Origin of the sequence: Streptomyces nojiriensis (assembly GCF_017639205.1) — a bacterium.
Taxonomy (GTDB): Bacteria; Actinomycetota; Actinomycetes; order Streptomycetales; family Streptomycetaceae; genus Streptomyces; species Streptomyces nojiriensis.
This window is the reverse complement of record NZ_CP071139.1, coordinates 3427045-3447542: the sequence shown is the minus strand read 5'-3', so window position 1 is coordinate 3447542 and position 20498 is coordinate 3427045. Positions and strand designations below refer to the sequence as shown.

Genomic DNA, 20498 nt, shown 5'->3' with positions numbered 1-20498 from the left:
ATGCACGGCACCGGCCACCGCTCCCTGATCCGCCCTGATCGACAAGACACCCCCTAAGGGAAGACATGCAGACCGCCAACAAGTTCTCCGTCTCCCGGTACGCGCCCGAGCGCGGGGCGATGGCCAAGCTCACCGCCCGCGACTCGGTGGTGCGCCGGCTCGACTGGCCGATACTCCTCTCCGCGACCGCCCTCTCCTGCATCGGCGCCCTGCTGGTGTGGTCGGCGACCCGCAACAGGACCACGCTGAACCAGGGGGACCCGTACTACTTCCTGGCCCGGCACGCCCTCAACACCGGCATCGGCCTCGTGCTGATGATCGGCACGGTCTGGCTCGGCCACCGCACCCTGCGCGGCGCCGTGCCGATCCTCTACGGGCTCTCCCTCCTGCTGATCCTCGCCGTGCTGACCCCGCTCGGCGCCACCATCAACGGCGCCCACGCGTGGATCGTCATCGGCGGCGGATTCTCCCTCCAGCCGTCCGAGTTCGTGAAGATCACGATCATCCTGGTGATGGCGATGCTGCTGGCCACCCGGGTGGACGCGGGCGACCTCGCCCACCCCGACCACCGCACGGTCGTCAAGGCGCTCTGCCTCGCCGCGGCCCCGATGGGCATCGTCATGCTGATGCCCGACCTCGGCTCCGTGATGGTCATGATCGTGATCGTGCTCGGCGTGCTGCTGGCCTCCGGCGCCTCCAACCGCTGGGTGGTGGGCCTGCTCGGCGCCGGCGCCAGCGGCGCCATCCTGATCTGGCAGCTCGGCGTACTCGACGAGTACCAGATCAACCGCTTCGCGGCCTTCGCCAACCCCGAGCTCGACCCGGCCGGCGTCGGCTACAACACCAACCAGGCGCGCATCGCGATCGGCTCCGGCGGCCTGACCGGCTCCGGGCTGTTCAAGGGCTCGCAGACCACCGGCCAGTTCGTGCCCGAACAGCAGACCGACTTCGTCTTCACCGTGGCGGGGGAGGAGCTCGGCTTCGTCGGGGCCGGACTGATCCTGCTGCTGCTCGGCGTCATCCTGTGGCGGGCCTGCATGATCGCCCGGGAGACCACCGAGCTGTACGGGACGATCGTGTGCGCCGGGATCATCGCCTGGTTCGCCTTCCAGTCCTTCGAGAACATCGGGATGACCCTCGGGATCATGCCGGTGGCCGGGCTCCCACTGCCCTTCGTCTCGTACGGAGGATCATCGATGTTCGCGGTGTGGGTGGCGATCGGCCTCCTGCAGTCGATCAAGGTGCAACGGCCATTGTCAGCCTGATGTTCCGTTCACCCTGCCGACGTGATCCGTTCAGGACTAAGTTCGGTCTATGGCGGACACCAAGCGCGAAATCGAGCGGAAATTCGAGTTCTCCAAGGCCAAATCTGCCCGGCGCGGGGTGCCGGACCTGACGGGCACGGCCGCCATCGCGGCCGTCTCCGACCAGGGCACCGTCGACCTCGACGCCGTCTACTACGACACCCCCGACCAGCGGCTCGCCGCCGACGGTCTCACCCTGAGGCGCAGAACGGGCGGCGCGGACGAGGGCTGGCACCTCAAACTCCCCGTCTCCCCGGGCGTGCGCGACGAGATCGGGGCCGCGCTCAGCGACACGGTCCCGCCCTCCCTCGCCGCCCTCGTCCGCTCCCGCGTCCGCGGCGCCGGGCTCCAGCCACAGGTCAGGCTGGTCTCCTCGCGCCGCGTCAGCCACCTGCTCGACGCCGACGGGGCCCTGCTCGCGGAACTGAGCACCGACGCCGTCCTGGCCGAGCGCGGCGAGGCCACCGCCGCCTGGACCGAGGTCGAGGTGGAACTCGCCGACGGCGTCGACCCCGAACTGCTCGACGCCGTGGAGAAGACCTTCCGCAGGGCCGGACTCCGGGTCTCCGACGCCCCCTCGAAGCTCGCCCGCGCCCTCGCCGAGACCGCGGCCGAGCCCCCGGCCCGGCCCGCGAGCGGCGGCCCGGAAGGCACCACGGGCGCGCACGTGCTCGCGTACCTGCGCGAACAGCGCGACGCGCTCGTCGCCCAGGACCCGGCCGTGCGACGCGGGCTGCCGGACTCCGTCCACCAGATGCGGGTCGCGAGCCGCCGGATCCGCAGCGCCTTCAAGACCTACCGCAAGGTGATCGACCGGGCCGCCACCGACCCCATCGGCGAGGAACTGCGCTGGCTCGCCGCCGAGCTCGGCGTCGACCGCGACCAGGAGGTCCTGCTGGAGCGGATCCAGACCCGGCTCGGCGAGCTGCCCCGCACCCTCGTGATCGGCCCGGTCCGCAGCAGGCTGCGGGTGTGGAACACCGCCCGCCGCTCCGGATCGCGGCGCCGGGCCCTGGCCGTGCTCGACAGCGCCCGCTACGTGGCCCTGCTGGACGCCCTCGACGCCGTACTGGACGCGCCACCCCTGCTGAAGGCCGCCGCCCGGCCCCCGGAGGCGGTCCTGCCCAAGGCGGTGCTCCGCGACTACGCGCGCCTCGCCGTCCGCGTCGAGAGCGCCCTCTCCCTCGACGAGGGCGAGCAGCGCGACCTGGCCCTGCACGACGCCCGCAAGGCCGCCAAGCGGGTCCGGTACGCGGCCGAGTCGGCCGTGCCCGTACTCGGCGGACCGGCGAAGAACCTGGCCAAGACGGGGAAGGCCGTGCAGAACCTGCTCGGCGACCACCAGGACAGCGTGGTGGCCCGCGGCGCCCTGCGCGGCCTCGCCGTCCAGGCGACGGGCGCGGGGGAGTCCGCCTTCACCTGGGGCGTGCTCTACGCGCGCGAGGAAGCCCTGGCCGAGCGGCGCGAGAGGGAGCTTCCGGACGTCTGGGCCGAGCTCTCCGACCCAGCGCTGCGGGCCGGCCTGGGATGATCATGTGGGTGGGGGCGGCCGAGCCTCGGGGTACGCTAGATAGCTGCCCCCTGCCCGCTTCACGAAAGTCGCGTGATGACCGAGTCGGTCTTCCCTCAGCTTGAGGCCCTGCTTCCGCACGTGCAGAAGCCCATCCAGTACGTCGGCGGTGAACTCAACTCCACGGTCAAGGAGTGGGAGAGCTGTGACGTCCGCTGGGCCCTCATGTACCCGGACGCGTACGAAGTCGGGCTGCCCAACCAGGGCGTCATGATCCTGTACGAGGTGCTCAACGAGCGCGAGGGCGTCCTCGCCGAGCGCACCTACAGCGTGTGGCCCGACCTCGAAGAACTGATGCGCGAGCACAAGGTGCCGCAGTTCACCGTGGACAGCCACCGCCCGGTCTCCGCCTTCGACGTGTTCGGCCTGTCCTTCTCCACGGAGCTGGGCTACACCAACATGCTCACGGCCCTGGACCTCGCCGGCATCCCGCTGGAGGCCCGCAACCGTACCGTCGACCACCCGATCGTCCTCGCGGGCGGCCACGCGGCCTTCAACCCCGAGCCGATCGCGGAGTTCATCGACTGCGCGGTCATCGGCGACGGCGAGCAGGCCGTCCTCGACATGACCGAGATCATCCGCACCTGGAAGGCCGAGGGGCGGCCGGGCGGGCGCGAAGAGGTCCTCCTGCGCCTCGCCAAGACCGGCAACGTCTACGTCCCCGGCTTCTACGACGTCGAGTACCTGCCGGACGGCCGCATCGGCCGTGTCGTGCCCAACCGCTCCGGCGTGCCGTGGCGCGTGTCCAAGCACACGGTCATGGACCTCGACGAGTGGCCCTACCCCAAGCAGCCCCTGGTCCCGCTCGCCGAGACCGTCCACGAGCGCATGTCCGTGGAGATCTTCCGCGGCTGCACCCGCGGCTGCCGTTTCTGCCAGGCCGGCATGATCACGCGCCCCGTGCGGGAGCGAAGCATCACCGGCATCGGCGAGATGGTGGAGAAGGGTCTGAAGGCCACCGGCTTCGAGGAGGTCGGCCTCCTCTCCCTGTCCTCCGCGGACCACACGGAGATCGCCGACATCGCCAAGGGCCTCGCCGACCGCTACACGGACGACAAGGTGGGCCTGTCCCTGCCGTCGACCCGCGTGGACGCGTTCAACGTGGACCTGGCCAACGAGCTGACCCGCAACGGTCGCCGCTCCGGCCTGACCTTCGCCCCCGAGGGCGGCTCCGAGCGCATGCGCAAGGTCATCAACAAGATGGTCTCGGAAGAGGACCTGATCCGGACCGTCGCCACCGCGTACGGCAACGGCTGGCGCCAGGTGAAGCTGTACTTCATGTGCGGCCTGCCCACCGAGACCGACGAGGACGTGCTCCAGATCGGCGACATGGCGGTCAACGTCATCGCCAAGGGGCGCGAGGTCTCCGGCCAGAACGACATCCGCTGCACGGTGTCCATCGGTGGGTTCGTGCCCAAGCCGCACACCCCGTTCCAGTGGGCGCCGCAGCTGTCCGCCGAGGAGACGGACGCCCGCCTGGGCAAGCTCCGCGACAAGATCCGCGGCGACAAGAAGTACGGCCGCTCCATCGGCTTCCGCTACCACGACGGCAAGCCGGGCATCGTCGAGGGCCTCCTCTCGCGCGGTGACCGCCGCATCGGTGACGTGATCCGCGCCGTGTACGAGTCGGGCGGCCGCTTCGACGGCTGGCGCGAGCACTTCAGCTACGACCGCTGGATGGAGGCGGCCGAGAAGACCCTGCCCGCCTACGGCGTGGACGTGGCCTGGTACACGACCCGCGAGCGCACCTACGAGGAGGTCCTGCCCTGGGACCACCTGGACTCCGGTCTCGACAAGGACTGGCTCTGGGAGGACTGGCAGGACGCCCTCGACGAGACCGAGGTCGACGACTGCCGCTGGACCCCGTGCTTCGACTGCGGCGTTTGTCCTCAGCTCGACACACACATCCAGATCGGACCCACCGGCAAGAAGCTGCTGCCGTTGTCCGTCGTGAAGTAACCCTTGGGTCACGAGAGGCCCCCGCCCGCAACGGGTGGGGGCCTTCGTCGTGTCCTTGACTGCATGGAAACGGACAAGCGACCTCCGGCCGGCGGCGGCGACGGGTGCCTGGTGGGCGTCATCAGGGTCCCCGTCAAGATCGTCGCCGTACTTGTCGTACTGCCCGTACGAGTGGTCTGGGAACTGCTGGTCGCCGGGTGCCGGGCCGCGCACCGGCACGTCCTCGGGCCGCTGTACGTCCATGTCCTCGAGCCGTTGTTCCGCGGGCTCGGGTGGTTGCTGACCGTCCTGTTCAAGCTGGTCTTCGTCTGGCCGTGGGTCGGGCTCTGGCGGTACGTCCTCACCCCGGTCGGCCAGGGACTGGCGTGGCTGTGCCGCGGTGCGTACGACCACCTGCTCGCTCCGGCCGGGCGGTTCCTGGGCGCGTACGTGCTGCGTCCGCTCGGCGAGGCGCTCGCCTGGCTGGGCCGGGGCGGCATGCGCTACCTGCTGGCGCCCCTCGCCAAGGGCGTCGGCTGGATCGGATGGGCCCTCGGCATGGCGCTGTTCGTCTGGCCGTGGGTCGGGCTGTGGCGCTACGTGCTCGCGCCCGTAGGCCGCGGGATCGCCTGGCTGGCCGCGGTGGTCCACCGGTACGTGCTGCGGCCCGTCGGCCTGGGTCTCGTATGGCTGGTGGTCGCCGTGTACCGGTACGTGCTGCGGCCCGTCGGGCAGGGCTTCGTGTGGCTGGTGGTCGCGGGGTACCGGTATCTGCTGCGGCCCGTCGGGGTCGGCCTCGGGTGGCTGGCCGTCGCCCTGTACCGGTACGTGCTCGCTCCGGTCGGACGGGTCCTCGTCTGGGCCTGGCACGTGGCCGGGCTGATCACCGCCGCGCTGTGGCGCGGGCTCAAGTGGGTCGGCCGGGTGCTGATCGGGTGGCCCGCGTCCTGGGTGTACCGGCACGTGCTGACGCCCGCCGGGCACGCCGTCCGCGAGGTCTGGCGGACCGGCCGCGCCGCGGTCCGCGAGGCCCGCGCCTCAGTGCGCCGCGCGCTCTTCGGTACTCCTCCCGTGGAACCGGCGAGGTCACGGGAGCGTACTCTGGGTAGTACGACAGCCGCCGACGCGGCACCCGCTGACGAGATCTCCCTGCCCCGACGGCAGGGGTGAGCCGGAGCGGGTCGACAGACCTCAGGGCGACGCGCGAGCCGCGGAGCCCCGCACAAGGAGAAGAACCACTGGGCAAGCGACAGCCCGAAGGCCCGCCTCCCGCACCGGTGGTGCAGCGCATCCGACTGCGCTACACCAAGCGCGGCCGCCTCCGGTTCACCAGCCACCGCGACTTCCAGCGCGCCTTCGAGCGGGCCCTGCGCCGCGCCGAGGTGCCGATGGCGTACTCGGCCGGCTTCACCCCGCACCCGCGCGTCTCGTACGCGAACGCCGCCCCGACCGGTACCGGCAGCGAGGCCGAGTACCTGGAGATCGCCCTCGCCGAGCCCCGCGACCCCGAGAAGCTCCGTGAGCTGCTCGACGAGTCGATGCCCACCGGACTCGACATCATCGACGCCGTCGAGGCCCGCACCTCGGGCCTCGCGGACCGGCTGACCGCCTCCGTGTGGGAGCTGCGCCTGGACGGCGTGGAGCTCGCCGAGGCCGAGCGGGCCGTGTCGGTCTTCCTCGCCGCCGAGAACGTGGAGGTGCAGCGCCGGACCAAGAACGGAATGCGGACCTTCGACACCCGTGGCGCGGTCGTCAGTCTCGAAGCGCTTCCCGCCCCGGCTGATAGGCCGCTGGACAATGCCTGTGCGATACTGCGGCTGGTTGTTCGGCATCTGACACCTGCCGTGCGACCCGACGACGTCCTGTCCGGTCTCCGAGCTGTGGCCGACCTGGCGCCGCCGGTCCCCTCAGCGGTGACCAGGCTGGCGCAGGGGCTCTTCGACGAGGAGTCCGGCACGGTGACCGACCCGCTCGCGCCCGACCGCGAGGCTGACACGGCCGCTCCACCCACGGCCGCCGTAGCAGCCGACGCGAAGGCGCCGGAAGGTCCCGCCGCGTAAGGAACGCCGTCGTCGCGCAGCCCTGGTACTCGGGAGCCACCTGGGTCGGGCCGCGCACTGACCTGAAGACTTCCGCCAGGCCGTACGGACCATACGTACGGAACCGGCGGCCATGGACTACAGCTCCCGTGTGGCGAACGCGCCCCGGAGGCCGGTTCCGCGCTCATTGCGCGGAGCCGTGCCGGACCGGAAGTCAGCCGCGGCGCCCGGGAGCGTGACGGGAGAACCGCCCGCAATGCTCAACAACGAAAACGACACCACCCCTGCTGGTAACGCCGACAGCGGCAGCCCCAGCGACAACCTGCCGCCGCGCCGTCGCCGCCGTGCCGCTTCCCGGCCCGCGGGCCCGCCCGGTGGCGCCGTCGCCGAGACGGCCCCGGTGACCGAGGCCGCTCCGGCCGCCCCCGCCGAAGAGGCCGCTCCGGCCGCCGCCCCCGCTCGTCCCCGCCGCCGCGCGACCCGCGCCGTGGCCGCCCCGGCGACCCCGGCCGCCGAGGTCGTCGTCGAGACCCCGGCCGCCGAGCCGGTGGCCGCCGCCGTCGCCCCCGTCGCCGAGGAGCCCGCCGCCCCCGCGCCGCGGACCCGTCGCCGCGCCACCCGCGCCGTCGCCGCCCCGGAGGCTCCCGCCGCCGAGGCTCCCGCGCCCGTGGTGGAGGAGGAGGCTCCGGCCGCTCCGGCGCCGCGTGCCCGTCGTCGTGCCACCCGCGCCGTCGCGGCTCCGGCCGCCGAGGCCGCTGCCGCTGCCGTGGTCGAGGCTCCGGCCGCCGTGGTCGAGGCCGCGCCCGTGGTGGAGGAGGAGGCTCCGGCCGCTCCGGCGCCGCGTGCCCGTCGCCGTGCCACCCGCGCCGTGACCGCCCCGGCCGCCGAGGCCGCGCCCGTCGCCGAGGCCCCCGCCGCCGAGCCGGCGCCCGTCGTGGAGGAGGCCCCCAAGGCCGCCCGCGCCGTGACCGTCGCCGACGCCGTGGACTCGCCCAAGCGCGGCGGCCGCCGCCGCGCCACCCGCTCCGCCGCTCCGGCCGCCGCCCCGCAGCCCGTCGCCGAGAGCGCCGAGCCCGCCGCCCCGGCCCGCGCCCGCCGCGCCGCGCGCCCCGCCGTGGCCGTCTTCCAGGCCCCGGTCTTCGCGGAGCCGATGTTCCAGACCCCCGAGACCGCTGCCATGGCCGCCGCGGCCGCTCGTGCCGCCGCCCCGGCCGAAGAGGTCGAGGAGGAAGAGGAGAACGAGTTCGAGGCCGAGGCCACCGCGGCCCCCGTCGCGCAGCCCGCCGGCCGCCGCCGTCGCCGTGGGCGCGGCGCCGCCGAGTCCGCTCCGGTCGCCGAGACCGCCCCGGTCTCCCTTCCCGAGGTGCTCGCGGAGGAGGAGCCGGAGGCCGAGGCCGCCGAGCTGGACGAGGAGTCCGCCGAGTTCGAAGAGGGCGACGAGTCGGGCGAGCGCCCGTCGCGCCGCCGCCGTCGCGGTGGCCGTCGCCGCCGTCGCGGTGAGGCCGCCGACCTCGACGAGTCCGCCGAGGACGAGGCCGCCGAGCAGGACACCGCCGAGGCCGAGGAGGAAGAGGACGAGGAGGCCGACGAGGCCCTCGGCTCCAGCTCCAGCCGTCGTCGCCGCCGTCGCCGTCGTCGCAGCGGCGAGGGTCCGGCCGAGGCCGCCGAAGCGGGCGACGAGGACGGCGTGCGTACCGTCGTCAAGGTCCGCGAGCCGCGCCCCGCGCGGGAGAAGGCCGAGTCCTCCGACGAGGTCCAGTCCATCAAGGGCTCGACCCGCCTGGAGGCGAAGAAGCAGCGCCGCCGCGAGGGCCGCGAGCAGGGTCGCCGCCGTGTTCCGATCATCACCGAGGCCGAGTTCCTGGCCCGCCGTGAGGCCGTCGAGCGCGTCATGGTCGTCCGCCAGTCCGGCGAGCGCACCCAGATCGGCGTCCTCGAGGACAACGTGCTCGTCGAGCACTACGTCAACAAGGAAGAGGCCACCTCGTACGTCGGCAACGTCTACCTGGGCAAGGTCCAGAACGTGCTGCCGTCGATGGAGGCCGCCTTCATCGACATCGGCAAGGGCCGCAACGCCGTCCTGTACGCCGGTGAGGTCAACTTCGAGGCGCTCGGCATGGCCAACGGGCCGCGCCGCATCGAGTCCGCCCTCAAGTCCGGCCAGTCGGTCCTGGTGCAGGTCACCAAGGACCCGATCGGCCACAAGGGTGCCCGCCTGACCAGCCAGGTCTCGCTGCCCGGCCGCTACCTGGTCTACGTGCCCGAGGGCTCGATGACCGGTATCAGCCGCAAGCTGCCCGACACCGAGCGCGCGCGTCTGAAGACCATCCTCAAGAAGATCGTCCCCGAGGACGCGGGCGTCATCGTGCGCACCGCCGCCGAGGGTGCGAGCGAGGACGAGCTGCGCCGTGACGTCGAGCGTCTGCAGGCCCAGTGGGAGGACATCCAGAAGAAGTCGAAGCAGATCTCGACCTCTTCGCCGAGCCTGCTGTACGGCGAGCCGGACATGACCGTCCGCGTCGTGCGCGACATCTTCAACGAGGACTTCTCGAAGGTCATCGTCAGTGGTGACGGTGCCTGGGAGACGATCCACGGCTACGTGAACCACGTGGCCCCGGACCTGGCCGACCGGCTGTCCCGCTGGACCTCCGAGGTCGACGTCTTCGCGACGTACCGGATCGACGAGCAGCTCGCCAAGGCGCTCGACCGCAAGGTGTGGCTGCCCTCGGGCGGCTCGCTTGTGATCGACAAGACCGAGGCGATGATCGTCATCGACGTCAACACCGGCAAGTTCACCGGTCAGGGCGGCAACCTCGAAGAGACCGTCACCAGGAACAACCTGGAGGCGGCCGAGGAGATCGTGCGCCAGCTGCGGCTGCGCGACCTGGGCGGCATCGTCGTCATCGACTTCATCGACATGGTCCTGGAGTCCAACCGCGACCTGGTCCTGCGGCGCATGCTGGAGTGCCTGGGTCGCGACCGTACGAAGCACCAGGTGGCCGAGGTCACCTCGCTGGGCCTGGTCCAGATGACCCGCAAGCGGGTGGGCCAGGGTCTGCTGGAGTCCTTCTCCGAGACCTGCGTCCACTGCAACGGCCGCGGTGTCATCGTGCACATGGAACAGCCGACCGCGATCGGCGGCGGTGGCAACGGCAAGCGCTCCAAGCGCCGCGGTGGCCGCACCGAGTTCGACCAGCACGACCACGAGATCGAGACGGTCGAGCCCGTCGACACCGAGGCGTTCGAGTCCGAGGCGGAGGTGGCTGCCGAGGCGGCCGCGCCGCGCGCCCTGCCCGAGCCGGAGTTCGTCGCGGACGAGGAGCTCTACAGCAGCCCGGCCGAGGCCGAGGCCGCCGCGGGCATCAGCAGCCGCCGCAACCGGCGCCGTGCCACCCGTAAGGCCACCGCTCCGGCGGGCGCCCCGCGCGGTGCGGCCGCTCCGGTCCAGGCCCCGGCCCCCGTGGTCGTGGACGAGCCGGTGACCGAGCCGGCCGAGACGGTGCTGGAGCCGGCTCCCGAGTTCGTCGCCGAGACCGCACCGGTCGCCGAGGTCGCCGAGGTCGCCGAGGTCGTGGAGGCGGTCGAGGAGGCCGCGCCGAAGGGCCGTACGCGTCGCCGCGCGACCCGCAAGGCCACCGCCCCGGCGGGCGCCCCGGCCCCCGCGGCCGAGGTGGCCCCGGAGCCGGAACCGGTCGTCGTGCCGGAGCCGGAGCCCGTCGTCGAGCCGGAGCCCGAGGTCGTCGCCGTCGCCGAGGTCGAGGAGGCCCCCGTCGTGGAGGCCGCTCCGGCCCGTCCGCGTCGCCGTGCCACCCGTAAGGCCACCGCACCCGCCGGTTCCCCGGCAGGCGCGGCAGAGGCCGCCGTGGTGGTCGTCGAGGCCGCGTCGGCCGCCGAGGAAGCCGCCACGGCGCCTGCCGAGGAGGCCGCACCGGTGGCCGAGGAGGCCGCACCGGCCAAGAAGGCCGCCAAGAAGGCCCCGGCCAAGAAGGCGACCGCGGCGAAGAAGGCCCCGGCCAAGAAGGCGGCGGCCGCCAAGAAGACCGTGGCCAAGAAGGCGGCCACGACCAAGAAGACCGCGGTGAAGCGGACGACGAAGAAGACCGCGGCGGCGGAGCAGCAGACCCCGCCGTCCGTGTCGGCTCCGACCGAAGCCTGATCCACCGCTGAGTGACACAGCGGCCGTGGGCCCCGCCGAGTGGTGGGGCCCACGGCCGTACGGGCCCGGTTTGACCCTCCGGAACCGGCCCCGTAACCTAGACCGTCGGCGTGTCTTGCAGAACGCCGCGCTCCTGAGCACCTTCCTCACGTTCCGTACGCGCAAGCGTCGGGCGAGAGAGGCCGCTCGTCCAATCCGGATCGGTGCGGTTCCGTCTTCTCGGCGGGGCTTGCCTGAGCGGCTGGCTTCAGGAGCATCCGTCCCGAGTGAGAGAGAGATCCGCGTGTACGCCATCGTGCGCAGCGGTGGTCGCCAGCACAAGGTTGCTGTCGGCGACATCGTTGAGGTTGACAAGATTTCCACTGCCAAGGTTGGCGACACGGTCGAGCTCTCGACCCTGCTCGTTGTCGACGGCGAAGCCGTGACCAGCGACCCGTGGGTCCTGGCCGGCATCAAGGTCACGGCCGAGGTTGTGGACCACCACAAGGGCGCCAAGATCGACATCCTGCGCTACAAGAACAAGACCGGCTACCGCCGTCGCCAGGGTCACCGCCAGCAGTACACGGCGATCAAGGTCACCGGTATCCCCGCGGCTGCGAAGTAAGAGGGACTGAGACATGGCACACAAGAAGGGCGCATCGTCCACCCGGAACGGGCGCGACTCCAATGCCCAGCGGCTCGGCGTGAAGCGCTTCGGCGGTCAGGTCGTTTCCGCTGGTGAGATCCTCGTCCGCCAGCGCGGCACCCACTTCCACCCGGGTTCGGGTGTCGGTCGTGGTGGCGACGACACGCTGTTCGCGCTGCAGGCCGGTTCGGTCCAGTTCGGCACGCACCGTGGCCGCAAGGTCGTCAACATCGTTCCGGCCGCCTGATCCAGCTCCTGCTGATCTAGCGCGTTCGTAACTTCCCGAGGGCGGATCTCAGCTCTTTCCGGCGCAGGCCGGGAAGAGAGGTCCGCCCTCGGCGCGTTGTCATACAGACCACGTTTTAATGGGCAGGGGTAGTAATACGGCCTGCCCGGGACATTCCCGTATGTATCTGGAGGAACACCCATGACCACCTTCGTGGACCGCGTCGAGCTGCACGTCGCCGCGGGTAACGGGGGCCACGGCTGCGCCTCCGTTCACCGGGAGAAGTTCAAGCCGCTCGGCGGCCCCGACGGCGGCAACGGCGGCCGTGGCGGCGACGTCATCCTGGTGGTGGAGCAGGCGATCACCACGCTGCTCGACTACCACCACAGCCCCCACCGCAAGGCCACCAACGGCAAGCCCGGCGAGGGCGGCAACCGCTCCGGCAAGGACGGCCAGGACCTGGTCCTGCCCGTGCCGGACGGCACCGTCGTCCTCGACAAGGAGGGCAACGTCCTCGCCGACCTCGTCGGCCAGGGCACCACCTACGTGGCCGCCGAGGGCGGCCGCGGCGGTCTCGGCAACGCCGCGCTCTCCTCCGCCCGCCGCAAGGCCCCCGGCTTCGCGCTCCTCGGCGTCCCCGGCACCACCGGCGACGTCGTCCTGGAGCTCAAGACCGTCGCCGACGTGGCGCTGGTCGGCTTCCCGAGCGCCGGCAAGTCCTCGCTGATCTCGGTGCTCTCCTCCGCCAAGCCGAAGATCGCGGACTACCCCTTCACCACCCTGGTCCCGAACCTGGGCGTCGTCACGGCCGGTTCCACGGTCTACACGATCGCCGACGTCCCGGGCCTGATCCCCGGCGCCAGCCAGGGCCGTGGCCTGGGCCTCGAGTTCCTGCGCCACGTCGAGCGCTGCTCGGTGCTGGTGCACGTCCTGGACACCGCCACGCTGGAGTCCGACCGCGACCCGATCGCCGACCTCGACGTCATCGAGGAGGAGCTCAAGCTCTACGGCGGCGGCCTGGAGAAGCGTCCGCGTCTCGTCGTCCTCAACAAGGTCGACATCCCGGACGGCCAGGAGCTCGCCGACATGGTCCGCCCGGACCTGGAGGCCCGCGGCTACAAGGTCTTCGAGGTCTCCGCGGTCGCCCGTACGGGTCTGAAGGAGCTCTCCTACTTCCTCGCCGAGGTCATCGCCAAGGCCCGCGCCCGCAAGCCGAAGGAGGAGGCGACCCGTATCGTCATCCGTCCGAAGGCCGTGGACGACGCCGGCTTCACCGTCACCTACGACGAGGTCGAGGACGTCTACAAGGTGCGCGGCGAGAAGCCGGAGCGCTGGGTCCGCCAGACCGACTTCAACAACGACGAGGCCGTCGGCTACCTGGCCGACCGCCTCAACCGCCTCGGCGTCGAGGAGGCGCTGAAGAAGGCCGGCGCCCGGGCCGGTGACGGCGTGGCCATCGGCTCCGATGAGAACGCGGTCGTCTTCGACTGGGAGCCGACCGTGATGGCCGGCGCGGAGATGCTGGGCCGCCGTGGCGAGGACCACCGTCTGGACGCCCCGCGTCCGGCCACCACCCGCCGCAAGGACAAGGAAGCCCAGCGCGGGGACTCGGCGCAGAAGGAATACGACGAATTCCGGCCTTTCTGAGCCCCTCCCGAGGGACTTGTGCCCGGAAGGTTTGAAGGCGCCTTTACGTCGGTCGCCTAGGATCTTCCGGGTGAACAGCAGCAACCTACCCACCGTGTCCGTCGTGGTCATCGCGTACAACGACGCCGGGCTCGTGGGCGAGGCCGTTTCCTCGGCCCTCGCCCAGGGCCCGGTGGTCGCCGAGGTGATCGCGGTGAACGACGCCTCGTCCGACGGCACCGCGCGGGTGCTGGACGAGCTGGCCGCCGTCCACCCCCGCCTGAAGGTCGTGCACCGGACGGAGAACAGCGGGGGGTGCGGCACCCCGCGCAACGACGGGATCGCGGCTGCTTCCGGCCAATACGTGCTCTTCCTCGACAGCGACGACATCCTGCCGCCGGGGGCCGCCGACGCCCTGGTGCGCACCGCCGAGGAGCACCGCGCCCCGGTCACCGTCGGCGCTGCGGTGCGGCGCGAGCTGCCCCAGCACCACGACGTCCCGTGGATGCCCGGACTGCACACACCGGGCGAGGTGATCGAGCGGCCGGTGGACCGGCCCGAGCTCGTCCGCGACACCCTCTGCGTCAACAAGCTGTACGAGCGCGCCTTCCTCCAGGAACACGGTCTGCGCTTCCCAGACGGCCGGTTCATCTACGAGGACTTCGTCTTCACCGCCCGCGTGCTCGCCGCCGCCCCCCGCATCGCCGTCACCGGCGACCTCGTCTACGTCTGGCACGTGCGCCGCAGCGCCGCCCAGGTGTCGATCTCCCTGGACCGCAAGGACGTCGGGAACTGGCGCTCCCGCATCGAGGCTCACCGCACGGCCGCCGGGATCCTCGCCGAGGCCTCCCCGGTGCTGGGCAGCGCCTGCCGGGTGAAGTTCCTGGAGTACGACCTGCGCATGTACCTGCGCGAGCTCGGCCGGGACCCCGAGTACCAGGCCGCCTGGTGGACCCTGACCCGCGAGTACGTCGACACCTTCCCCGAGGCCGACATCGAGTCCGCCGCGGCCCACGCCCGCTGGATCGTCTCCGTGCTGCGTGCCACCGCGACCCCGCCCGCCGATGTGGAGCGGCTCACCCGGCTGGCGGCCGAACCGCCGCGGCTGCTGCCCCCGTACGCGACCGGTCCCGCCGGAGTCCCGGTCTGGAGCGAGGAGCTCCCGGTCGAGCTGGCGGATCTGCCCGTGCTGCCGGTCGGCGAGCTGCCCGTCACCGTCGACGCCGAGCCGGCCGGCCGCGCCGCCGTCCGGATCCGCCTGCACGACCTGTACGGGCGCCTCGCCGAGGCCGGTCCCGTCACCGCGCAGCTGAGCTTCATGCCCCGTGCGGGCGGCGAGGCGGTCCTCGCGCAGCCGGTCGAGCTGTACCCCGACAGCAGCGGCGGCTGGGTCGCCGTACTGCCGTTCCGCCTCGCCGACCTGGCCGTCACGGGCCGCCGTCAGGGGCTGCGCAGGATGCAGGCGTGGAACGTCGGGGTGGGCGTGCGGTGTGCCGACGGGAGCTCGGTGTTCACCTCCTTGCGCCCCCGGGGCCGACTGCTCCGCCGTCGGGCGCTGCCCAGCAGCCGGTACGGTGTTCTGCTGGCGCAGCCCTACCGGACGGGGGCCGGCGCCCTCGCGCTGCGCCTCGCGCCCGGCGCCGAGGGTGCGCTGTACCTCGTACGCAACCGCCTCCACCGGGCCCGGGCGGGCCGTGGGGCGGGCTGAGGCCCCGGAGGCGGCCCCTGCCGCAGACCTGCACACCGCCGCGCTCTTCATCCCGAAGTCGGACAGGACCAAGGAGACACACATGACGTTTCTGATCACCGGTGGCGCCGGATACATCGGCGCGCACGTCGTCCGCGCGATGCGGCTCGCGGGGGAGGAGGTCGTCGTCTTCGACGACCTCTCCACGGGTGACGAGGACCGCGTACCGGAAGGTGTCCCGCTGGTGGTCGGCTCCGTCCTCGACCGGCTGGCGGTGGAGGACGTCATCCGCAAGCACAAGATCACCGGCGTGGTGCACCTGGCGGGCAAGAAGCAGGTCGGCGAGTCCGTCGAGAAGCCGATGTACTACTACCACGAGAACGTGCAGGGCCTTTCCGTCCTGCTCCAGGCCGTGGCCGACGCGGGCATCCGCAACTTCCTCTTCTCCTCCTCCGCCTCCGTCTACGGCATGCCCGACGTGGACCTGGTCACCGAGGACACCCCGTGCAAGCCGCTGAGCCCCTACGGCGAGACCAAGCTGGCCGGGGAGTGGCTGGTGCGCGCCGCGGGCAGGGCGCACGGCATCTCCACCGCCTGTCTGCGCTACTTCAACGTGGCGGGCGCCGCGGCGCCCGAACTCGCCGACACCGGCGTCTTCAACCTGGTCCCGATGGTCTTCGAGCGCTACGACGCCGGCCAGGGTGCCAAGATCTTCGGTGACGACTACCCGACCCCGGACGGCACCTGCATCCGCGACTACATCCACGTCGAGGACCTCGCGGAGGCCCACGTGGCGGCCGCCCGCAAGCTCGCCGAGTGGGCCGCGGCCGGCGACTACAAGGACCTCACCGTCAACATCGGGCGCGGCGAGGGCGTCTCCGTCGCCGAGATGGTCGAGCTGATGAACAAGAGCACCGGGCACGACATCGCCCCCGTGATCAGCCCGCGCCGCCCCGGCGACCCGGCGAAGGTCGTGGCCTCGGCCGACAAGATCACCGGGGAGCTGGGCTGGAAGGCCCGGCACGACGTCCGTGAGATGGTCACCTCCGCCTGGGCGGGCTGGGAGGCCAACAAGGTGGCCCGCAAGGACGCCCACCGGGACGTCCACAAGGCCTGACCGGCCGGAGCGAACCCCGTGTTCCGTGAGTGAAGCAGCCCGCCCCGGGAGTGTCCGGGGCGGGCTGCTTCACATCGGTGCCGTGCAGGGTGCGGTCAGCGCTCCAGGAAGGAGAACAGCTCTTCCCACCGGTCGGTGATCTCGGGGCTGGAGTAGCGCTGCACCGCGTGGAAGGCGTTGTCCCCGAGCCGGTCGCGCAGCTCACGGTCGGACATCAGCTCGCGCAGGTGCCCGGCCAGCTCCATCGTGTTGCCCAGCCGGGCCAGCAGCCCGTCCTCGCCGTGCTCGACGATCTCCCGTACGCCCGGCGCGCAGTCGAAGGCGGCCGCCGGCACGCCCGCCGCCATCGCTTCCAGCAGCGTGATCGGGAAGCCCTCGGCCCGTGAGGCCTGGGCGAAGACCGAGGCTCCGCGCAGGGCGCCCAGCACGTCGTCGGTGCTGCCCATCCACTCCACGGAGTCGTCCAGGCCCAGCGAGGTGCAGTACGCCTTCAGCGTCGCCTCCTCCGCGCCCGCCCCGTAGATCCGCAGGGTCCAGTCGGGGTGGTGCGGCGCGACGTCCGCCCAGGTGTCGAGCAGCAGGTCGACGCCCTTCTCGAAGGCGAGGCGGCCGACGCACGCCACGACCTTCTCCGTGCGGGGCGCGGGGGAGTCGGGCATGAAGGGCAGCGGGTTCGGCATGCTCCCCACGTTCTCCATGCCCGCCCGGATCCACAGGTCCGCGTCCTCGGCGGTCAGCACCAGCAGCCGGTCGACCTGCGGGTAGAAGCGGCGGACCCGCTCCCCGCGGGTGGACTTCTGGCTGGCCTCGAACGACTCGTGACTCATCCCGATGACGGTGAGCCCCTTGGTGTCGGCGAGCGCCACCCACTCCATCGCCCAGACCTGGGTGACGATGACGACACCGCCCGGGCGGGCTCCCCGCAGCAGCTCGCTCAGCCGCTCGGCCTTGACCCGCATCTGCGCCCGGCGGGCCGCCTGGCGGCGCCGCTCGGGCGCGTTCAGCCGGCCCTTGATCCCGCGCAGCCGGCGGGCCGACGGCGGGTGGGCGTCGTAGAGCGTGGTCATCTCGTACGGCAGGCCCTGCGGCAGCTTCTGCCGGATGTCGTCGGCGACCGGCGCGATGCCCACGATGTGCACCCGGTGGCCGCGGTCGGTGAACTGCCGGGCCATCTGGTGCGACCAGGTCGTCACACCGCCGATCTCGTCGACGTTGTTGGAGACGATGAAGATGTCACGGCCGCCCGGGGTGGCGGTCTGCTGGCTCACTTGCCGCTCCTGGTGAAGAACTTCTCTACGATCTGGCGGGCCGCGTCCCCGCGGTCGTACTCGCCGAACTCGGCGAGGAACCGCTGCCGCGCCTGGGCGTACTTGACGTCGGCCTCCTCGAAGGCGGCGAGGGCCTGCAGGAGTTCGTCCGCCGTGGCCACCACCGGGCCCGGGGCCTTCTCCTTCAGGTCGAAGTACGTGCCGCGGATGTCCGTCGCGTACTTCTCGTAGTCGTACGCGAAGAACAGCATCGGCCGGTCCAGGACCGCGTAATCGAACATCACGGACGAGTAGTCGGTGATCAGACCGTCGGCGAGGGCCAGCAGCGGGGTGATGTCGTGGTGCCGGGACACGTCGATGACGCGGCCCTCGACGGACGGCGGCAGCGAGACGCTGTTGAGGTAGTGGGTCCGCACCAGCAGCGTGAAGCGGTCGCCGAGGCGGTCCGCGAACTCCTCCACGTCGAAGGGGAAGGCGAAGCCCTCCACCGCGCCGTCCGCGCCCGCCCGGAAGGTCGGCGCGTACAGCAGCACCTTCTTGTCCGGGTCGATGCCGAGCTCGCCCGCGAGGGGCCCGCGTACCCGCTCACCGCTGTGCGACTCGGTCCGGTGCGCCTCGACGAGGGCGTCGTTGCGCGGGTAGCCCGTGCGCAGCAGCACCTCGTCACGCAGCCGGAAGCCCTTGGCGAGGGTGCGGGTGTCGTGCTCGGAGCGGATCAGGAAGTGGTCGAAGCGGTCGACGGCCGCCTGGAAACGGGCCTGGCCGGCCCGGCCCTGCGCCTTGGTCCGGGGCTCGTGGAAGCCCATCCGCTTGAGTGCCGAGCCGTGCCAGGTCTGGATGTACGTGGTCCCCGGGCGCTTGGCCAGCGCCAGCGGGAAGCCCTGGTTGTCGACCCAGTACTCGGCCTGGGCGAGGGCGCGCAGGTACTGCCAGCTCCAGCGCTTGACCAGGGTGGCCTCCTTGGGGAAGCCGGTGGGCCTGGCGCCCGCGTACGACCAGACGGCCTCGAACGGCGCGCCCTGGCGGACCAGCTCCTCGTAGATCGCCTTGGGGCTGTCGCTGTACTGCTTGCCCATGTGGCTCTCGAAGACGACCGTGCCCTTCTTGATCGGCAGCTTCGAGAAGACCTCGTGGTAGATCTTCACCTTCTGCTCGCCGGAGCCCATGTTGCGGCGGGTCCGCAGTGCCTTGCGCAGGCCCCGCTTGACCACGCCGGCCGCCTTGCCCTGTATGGCGTTGTTGATCAGCGACTGGGTGCGGACGGCGGCGGCGCCCTCGGCGCTCAGCACGTAGCTGAGGTTGCCCTTCTTGGTCATCTGGGGCCCGAAGCGGTCGGAGACCAGCCGGGTCAGCCGCGGGCGCACGCGCAGCCGGGCGGCCGACTCCAGGTCGACCCCGCCGATCGCGACCCGGGTGGTGAGCCGTTCGCCGCCCGCGGTCAGCTTGAGGCGGACGTCCCAGACGGCATCGATGATGCCGAGCGGGCGGACCGTGCTCGCGACGTCGGCGGTGCCGGTCCACTCGATCGTGTCACCGGCGTGGCGGACCGTTTCCACCGGGAAGCTGAAGGAGCGCACGCCGATCTGCCGGCGGGCCCGGAATTCGAGCGTGGCCTTCAGGTCGGCGTCGGCCGGGATCCGGCCCAGCGGGTTCACGACGGAGCCGGACATGGTGACCGTGCCGCGGCCGTCGTCCTCGTAGGAGGTCAGCCGGTTGCCCAGGGTGAGGGAGGTGAGCGGCGTGGTGTGGAAGGCCTGCTCGGTGACGTCCAGTATCCGGCGGGCCTCGTCGCCGTCGGGACCGTCGATGTGCTGCGCGCACCAGTAGACGCGGCCGTCACGCTCGGCGAGCGGGGAGGTGAGCCGGCCCTTGTTGGTCATGGCGTCGGCGGCCGGGAGGAGGTTGTCCCAGTCCTCCTTGCCCAGCAGGTAGGCGCAGATCGCCTGGAGGTAGGTGACGTTCTCGTACGCGGCCGGGTCGATCCCCGCGAGGTAGCCGTTGGCGAGGCGGGCGAACTCCTGGCGGTACTCGTCGCTCAGCAGCGGCAGGTCGCGCAGGTGCAGTACGAGGTCGTGCTTGAGGAACTTGGCGTCCTTCGCGGACTTGATGTCCGTGTGGCCCTTTTCGGCCAGCAGGGCGTCGACGCGGCGGTGGATCTCCATCCGGTGGACGAAGTTCGCGATCTCGTGGCGCCGGTTGCTGATCGACAGGGCCGCGGCCTTCTCGACCACGTTCCAGAAGTAGACGTGGTTCGGGATCAGCGTGATGCGGCGGGCGGCCACGTAGGCCTGCGCGGAGAACAGCAGGTCCTCGTAGTGGATGCCGACCGGGAACTCCAGGCCCTGCTCCAGCAGGAACGCGCGCCGGTAGCACTTGTTCGTGGAGAGGGTGTCGTAGACCAGCAGGTCGGGGTACTCGGTGATCGATTCCAGGGTGCGGGTGCGCGAGTAGATCCAGGGGTACCACTCGGTGGTCTTGCCCCACCGGTTGTCGAGGTGGACGCGTACGCACATGCCCGCGACCAGGTCGGATCCGGTCCGCTCGGCGGCGTCCAGCATGTTCCGGCAGGCGTTGCGCTCCAGCACGTCGTCGCTGTCGAGGAACATCACGTACGTTCCGGTGGCCTGCTGGATGCCGTGGTTGCGCGGCGCACCGCAGCCGCCGCTGTTCTCCGGCAGCTGGAAGGCGCGCACTCTCCCCGGATGTGCAGATTCCAGTTCCTGGGCGACCGCGTACGAGCGGTCCTTGCTGCAGTCGTCGACGATCACGACTTCGACGCTGTGCAGGGTCTGGTCCAGAACCGACCGGACTGCTGTCGGCAGACGCTCTGCGTCGTTGTAGACGATGACGACCACGGAGACGTCGGGCACGTGCACCTCGATCCCTTCGTTTCGTTACGTTCAGCTGATTCCGCTTATCTCGTCCACGCTACCGTGTGCCGC

13 protein-coding genes are annotated in these 20498 nt (G+C 71.6%); 11 read left to right on the top strand and 2 right to left on the bottom strand.

Annotated features, from left to right (window positions below):
* The first annotated feature begins 65 nt into the window (after positions 1–65).
* The 11 genes from rodA (at position 66) to galE (ending at position 16288) form a co-directional block, all read left to right on the top strand.
* A complete protein-coding gene (rodA, locus tag JYK04_RS16090) occupies positions 66–1265 on the top strand; it encodes a rod shape-determining protein RodA (protein WP_189736928.1) in 1200 nt (399 codons plus the stop codon).
* 49 nt (positions 1266–1314) lie between these two features.
* Positions 1315–2835, top strand: a complete 1521-nt coding sequence (locus JYK04_RS16085; protein WP_189736926.1) for a CYTH and CHAD domain-containing protein — start codon at positions 1315–1317, stop codon at positions 2833–2835.
* A gap of 72 nt (positions 2836–2907) precedes the next feature.
* Complete coding sequence (locus JYK04_RS16080; protein WP_189736924.1) at positions 2908–4833, top strand: TIGR03960 family B12-binding radical SAM protein; 1926 nt, start codon at positions 2908–2910, stop codon at positions 4831–4833.
* A gap of 63 nt (positions 4834–4896) precedes the next feature.
* Positions 4897–5982 (top strand): hypothetical protein, encoded by a 1086-nt coding sequence (locus tag JYK04_RS16075; protein ID WP_189736923.1) that lies wholly within the window; start codon positions 4897–4899, stop codon positions 5980–5982.
* Between the two features lie 110 nt (positions 5983–6092).
* Positions 6093–6872 (top strand): TIGR03936 family radical SAM-associated protein, encoded by a 780-nt coding sequence (locus JYK04_RS16070; protein ID WP_189736921.1) that lies wholly within the window; start codon positions 6093–6095, stop codon positions 6870–6872.
* Between the two features lie 235 nt (positions 6873–7107).
* Positions 7108–11007: an Rne/Rng family ribonuclease gene (locus JYK04_RS16065; protein WP_189736919.1), complete on the top strand. Its 3900-nt coding sequence runs from the start codon at positions 7108–7110 to the stop codon at positions 11005–11007.
* 283 nt (positions 11008–11290) lie between these two features.
* On the top strand, positions 11291–11611 hold the full coding sequence (gene rplU / locus JYK04_RS16060) for a 50S ribosomal protein L21 (protein ID WP_030013082.1): 321 nt from the start codon (positions 11291–11293) through the stop codon (positions 11609–11611).
* A gap of 13 nt (positions 11612–11624) precedes the next feature.
* Positions 11625–11879 carry a 50S ribosomal protein L27 gene (gene rpmA / locus JYK04_RS16055; protein WP_030840805.1) on the top strand — a complete coding sequence of 85 codons (255 nt, stop codon included), beginning with the start codon at positions 11625–11627 and terminating at the stop codon, positions 11877–11879.
* Between the two features lie 180 nt (positions 11880–12059).
* Complete coding sequence (obgE, locus tag JYK04_RS16050; protein WP_189736917.1) at positions 12060–13505, top strand: GTPase ObgE; 1446 nt, start codon at positions 12060–12062, stop codon at positions 13503–13505.
* Positions 13506–13575: 70 nt separating this feature from the next.
* A complete protein-coding gene (locus JYK04_RS16045) occupies positions 13576–15192 on the top strand; it encodes a glycosyltransferase family 2 protein (protein ID WP_229875233.1) in 1617 nt (538 codons plus the stop codon).
* A gap of 82 nt (positions 15193–15274) precedes the next feature.
* Entirely contained in the window at positions 15275–16288 is a 1014-nt protein-coding gene (gene galE / locus JYK04_RS16040) for a UDP-glucose 4-epimerase GalE (RefSeq protein WP_189736915.1), read from the top strand.
* Between the two features lie 95 nt (positions 16289–16383).
* On the opposite strand, the gene JYK04_RS16035 is transcribed toward galE, so the two are convergent.
* Both JYK04_RS16035 and JYK04_RS16030 read right to left on the bottom strand, forming a co-directional pair.
* Positions 16384–17556 (bottom strand): glycosyltransferase, encoded by a 1173-nt coding sequence (locus JYK04_RS16035; protein WP_189736913.1) that lies wholly within the window; start codon positions 17554–17556, stop codon positions 16384–16386.
* Positions 17553–20432: a bifunctional glycosyltransferase/CDP-glycerol:glycerophosphate glycerophosphotransferase gene (locus tag JYK04_RS16030; protein WP_189736911.1), complete on the bottom strand. Its 2880-nt coding sequence runs from the start codon at positions 20430–20432 to the stop codon at positions 17553–17555. Before JYK04_RS16030 ends, JYK04_RS16035 begins: the two co-directional genes overlap by 4 nt.
* Positions 20433–20498 lie beyond the last annotated feature (66 nt).

Excerpts from the sequence above, each read along its gene's own strand:
- JYK04_RS16085 (WP_189736926.1), top strand. The coding sequence starts at position 1,315 with ATGGCGGACACCAAGCGCGAAATCGAGCGGAAATTCGAGTTCTCCAAG.
- rpmA (WP_030840805.1), top strand. The coding sequence starts at position 11,625 with ATGGCACACAAGAAGGGCGCATCGTCCACCCGGAACGGGCGCGACTCC.
- rodA (WP_189736928.1), top strand. The coding sequence starts at position 66 with ATGCAGACCGCCAACAAGTTCTCCGTCTCCCGGTACGCGCCCGAGCGC.
- galE (WP_189736915.1), top strand. The coding sequence starts at position 15,275 with ATGACGTTTCTGATCACCGGTGGCGCCGGATACATCGGCGCGCACGTC.
- obgE (WP_189736917.1), top strand. The coding sequence starts at position 12,060 with ATGACCACCTTCGTGGACCGCGTCGAGCTGCACGTCGCCGCGGGTAAC.
- JYK04_RS16065 (WP_189736919.1), top strand. The coding sequence starts at position 7,108 with ATGCTCAACAACGAAAACGACACCACCCCTGCTGGTAACGCCGACAGC.
- JYK04_RS16075 (WP_189736923.1), top strand. The coding sequence starts at position 4,897 with ATGGAAACGGACAAGCGACCTCCGGCCGGCGGCGGCGACGGGTGCCTG.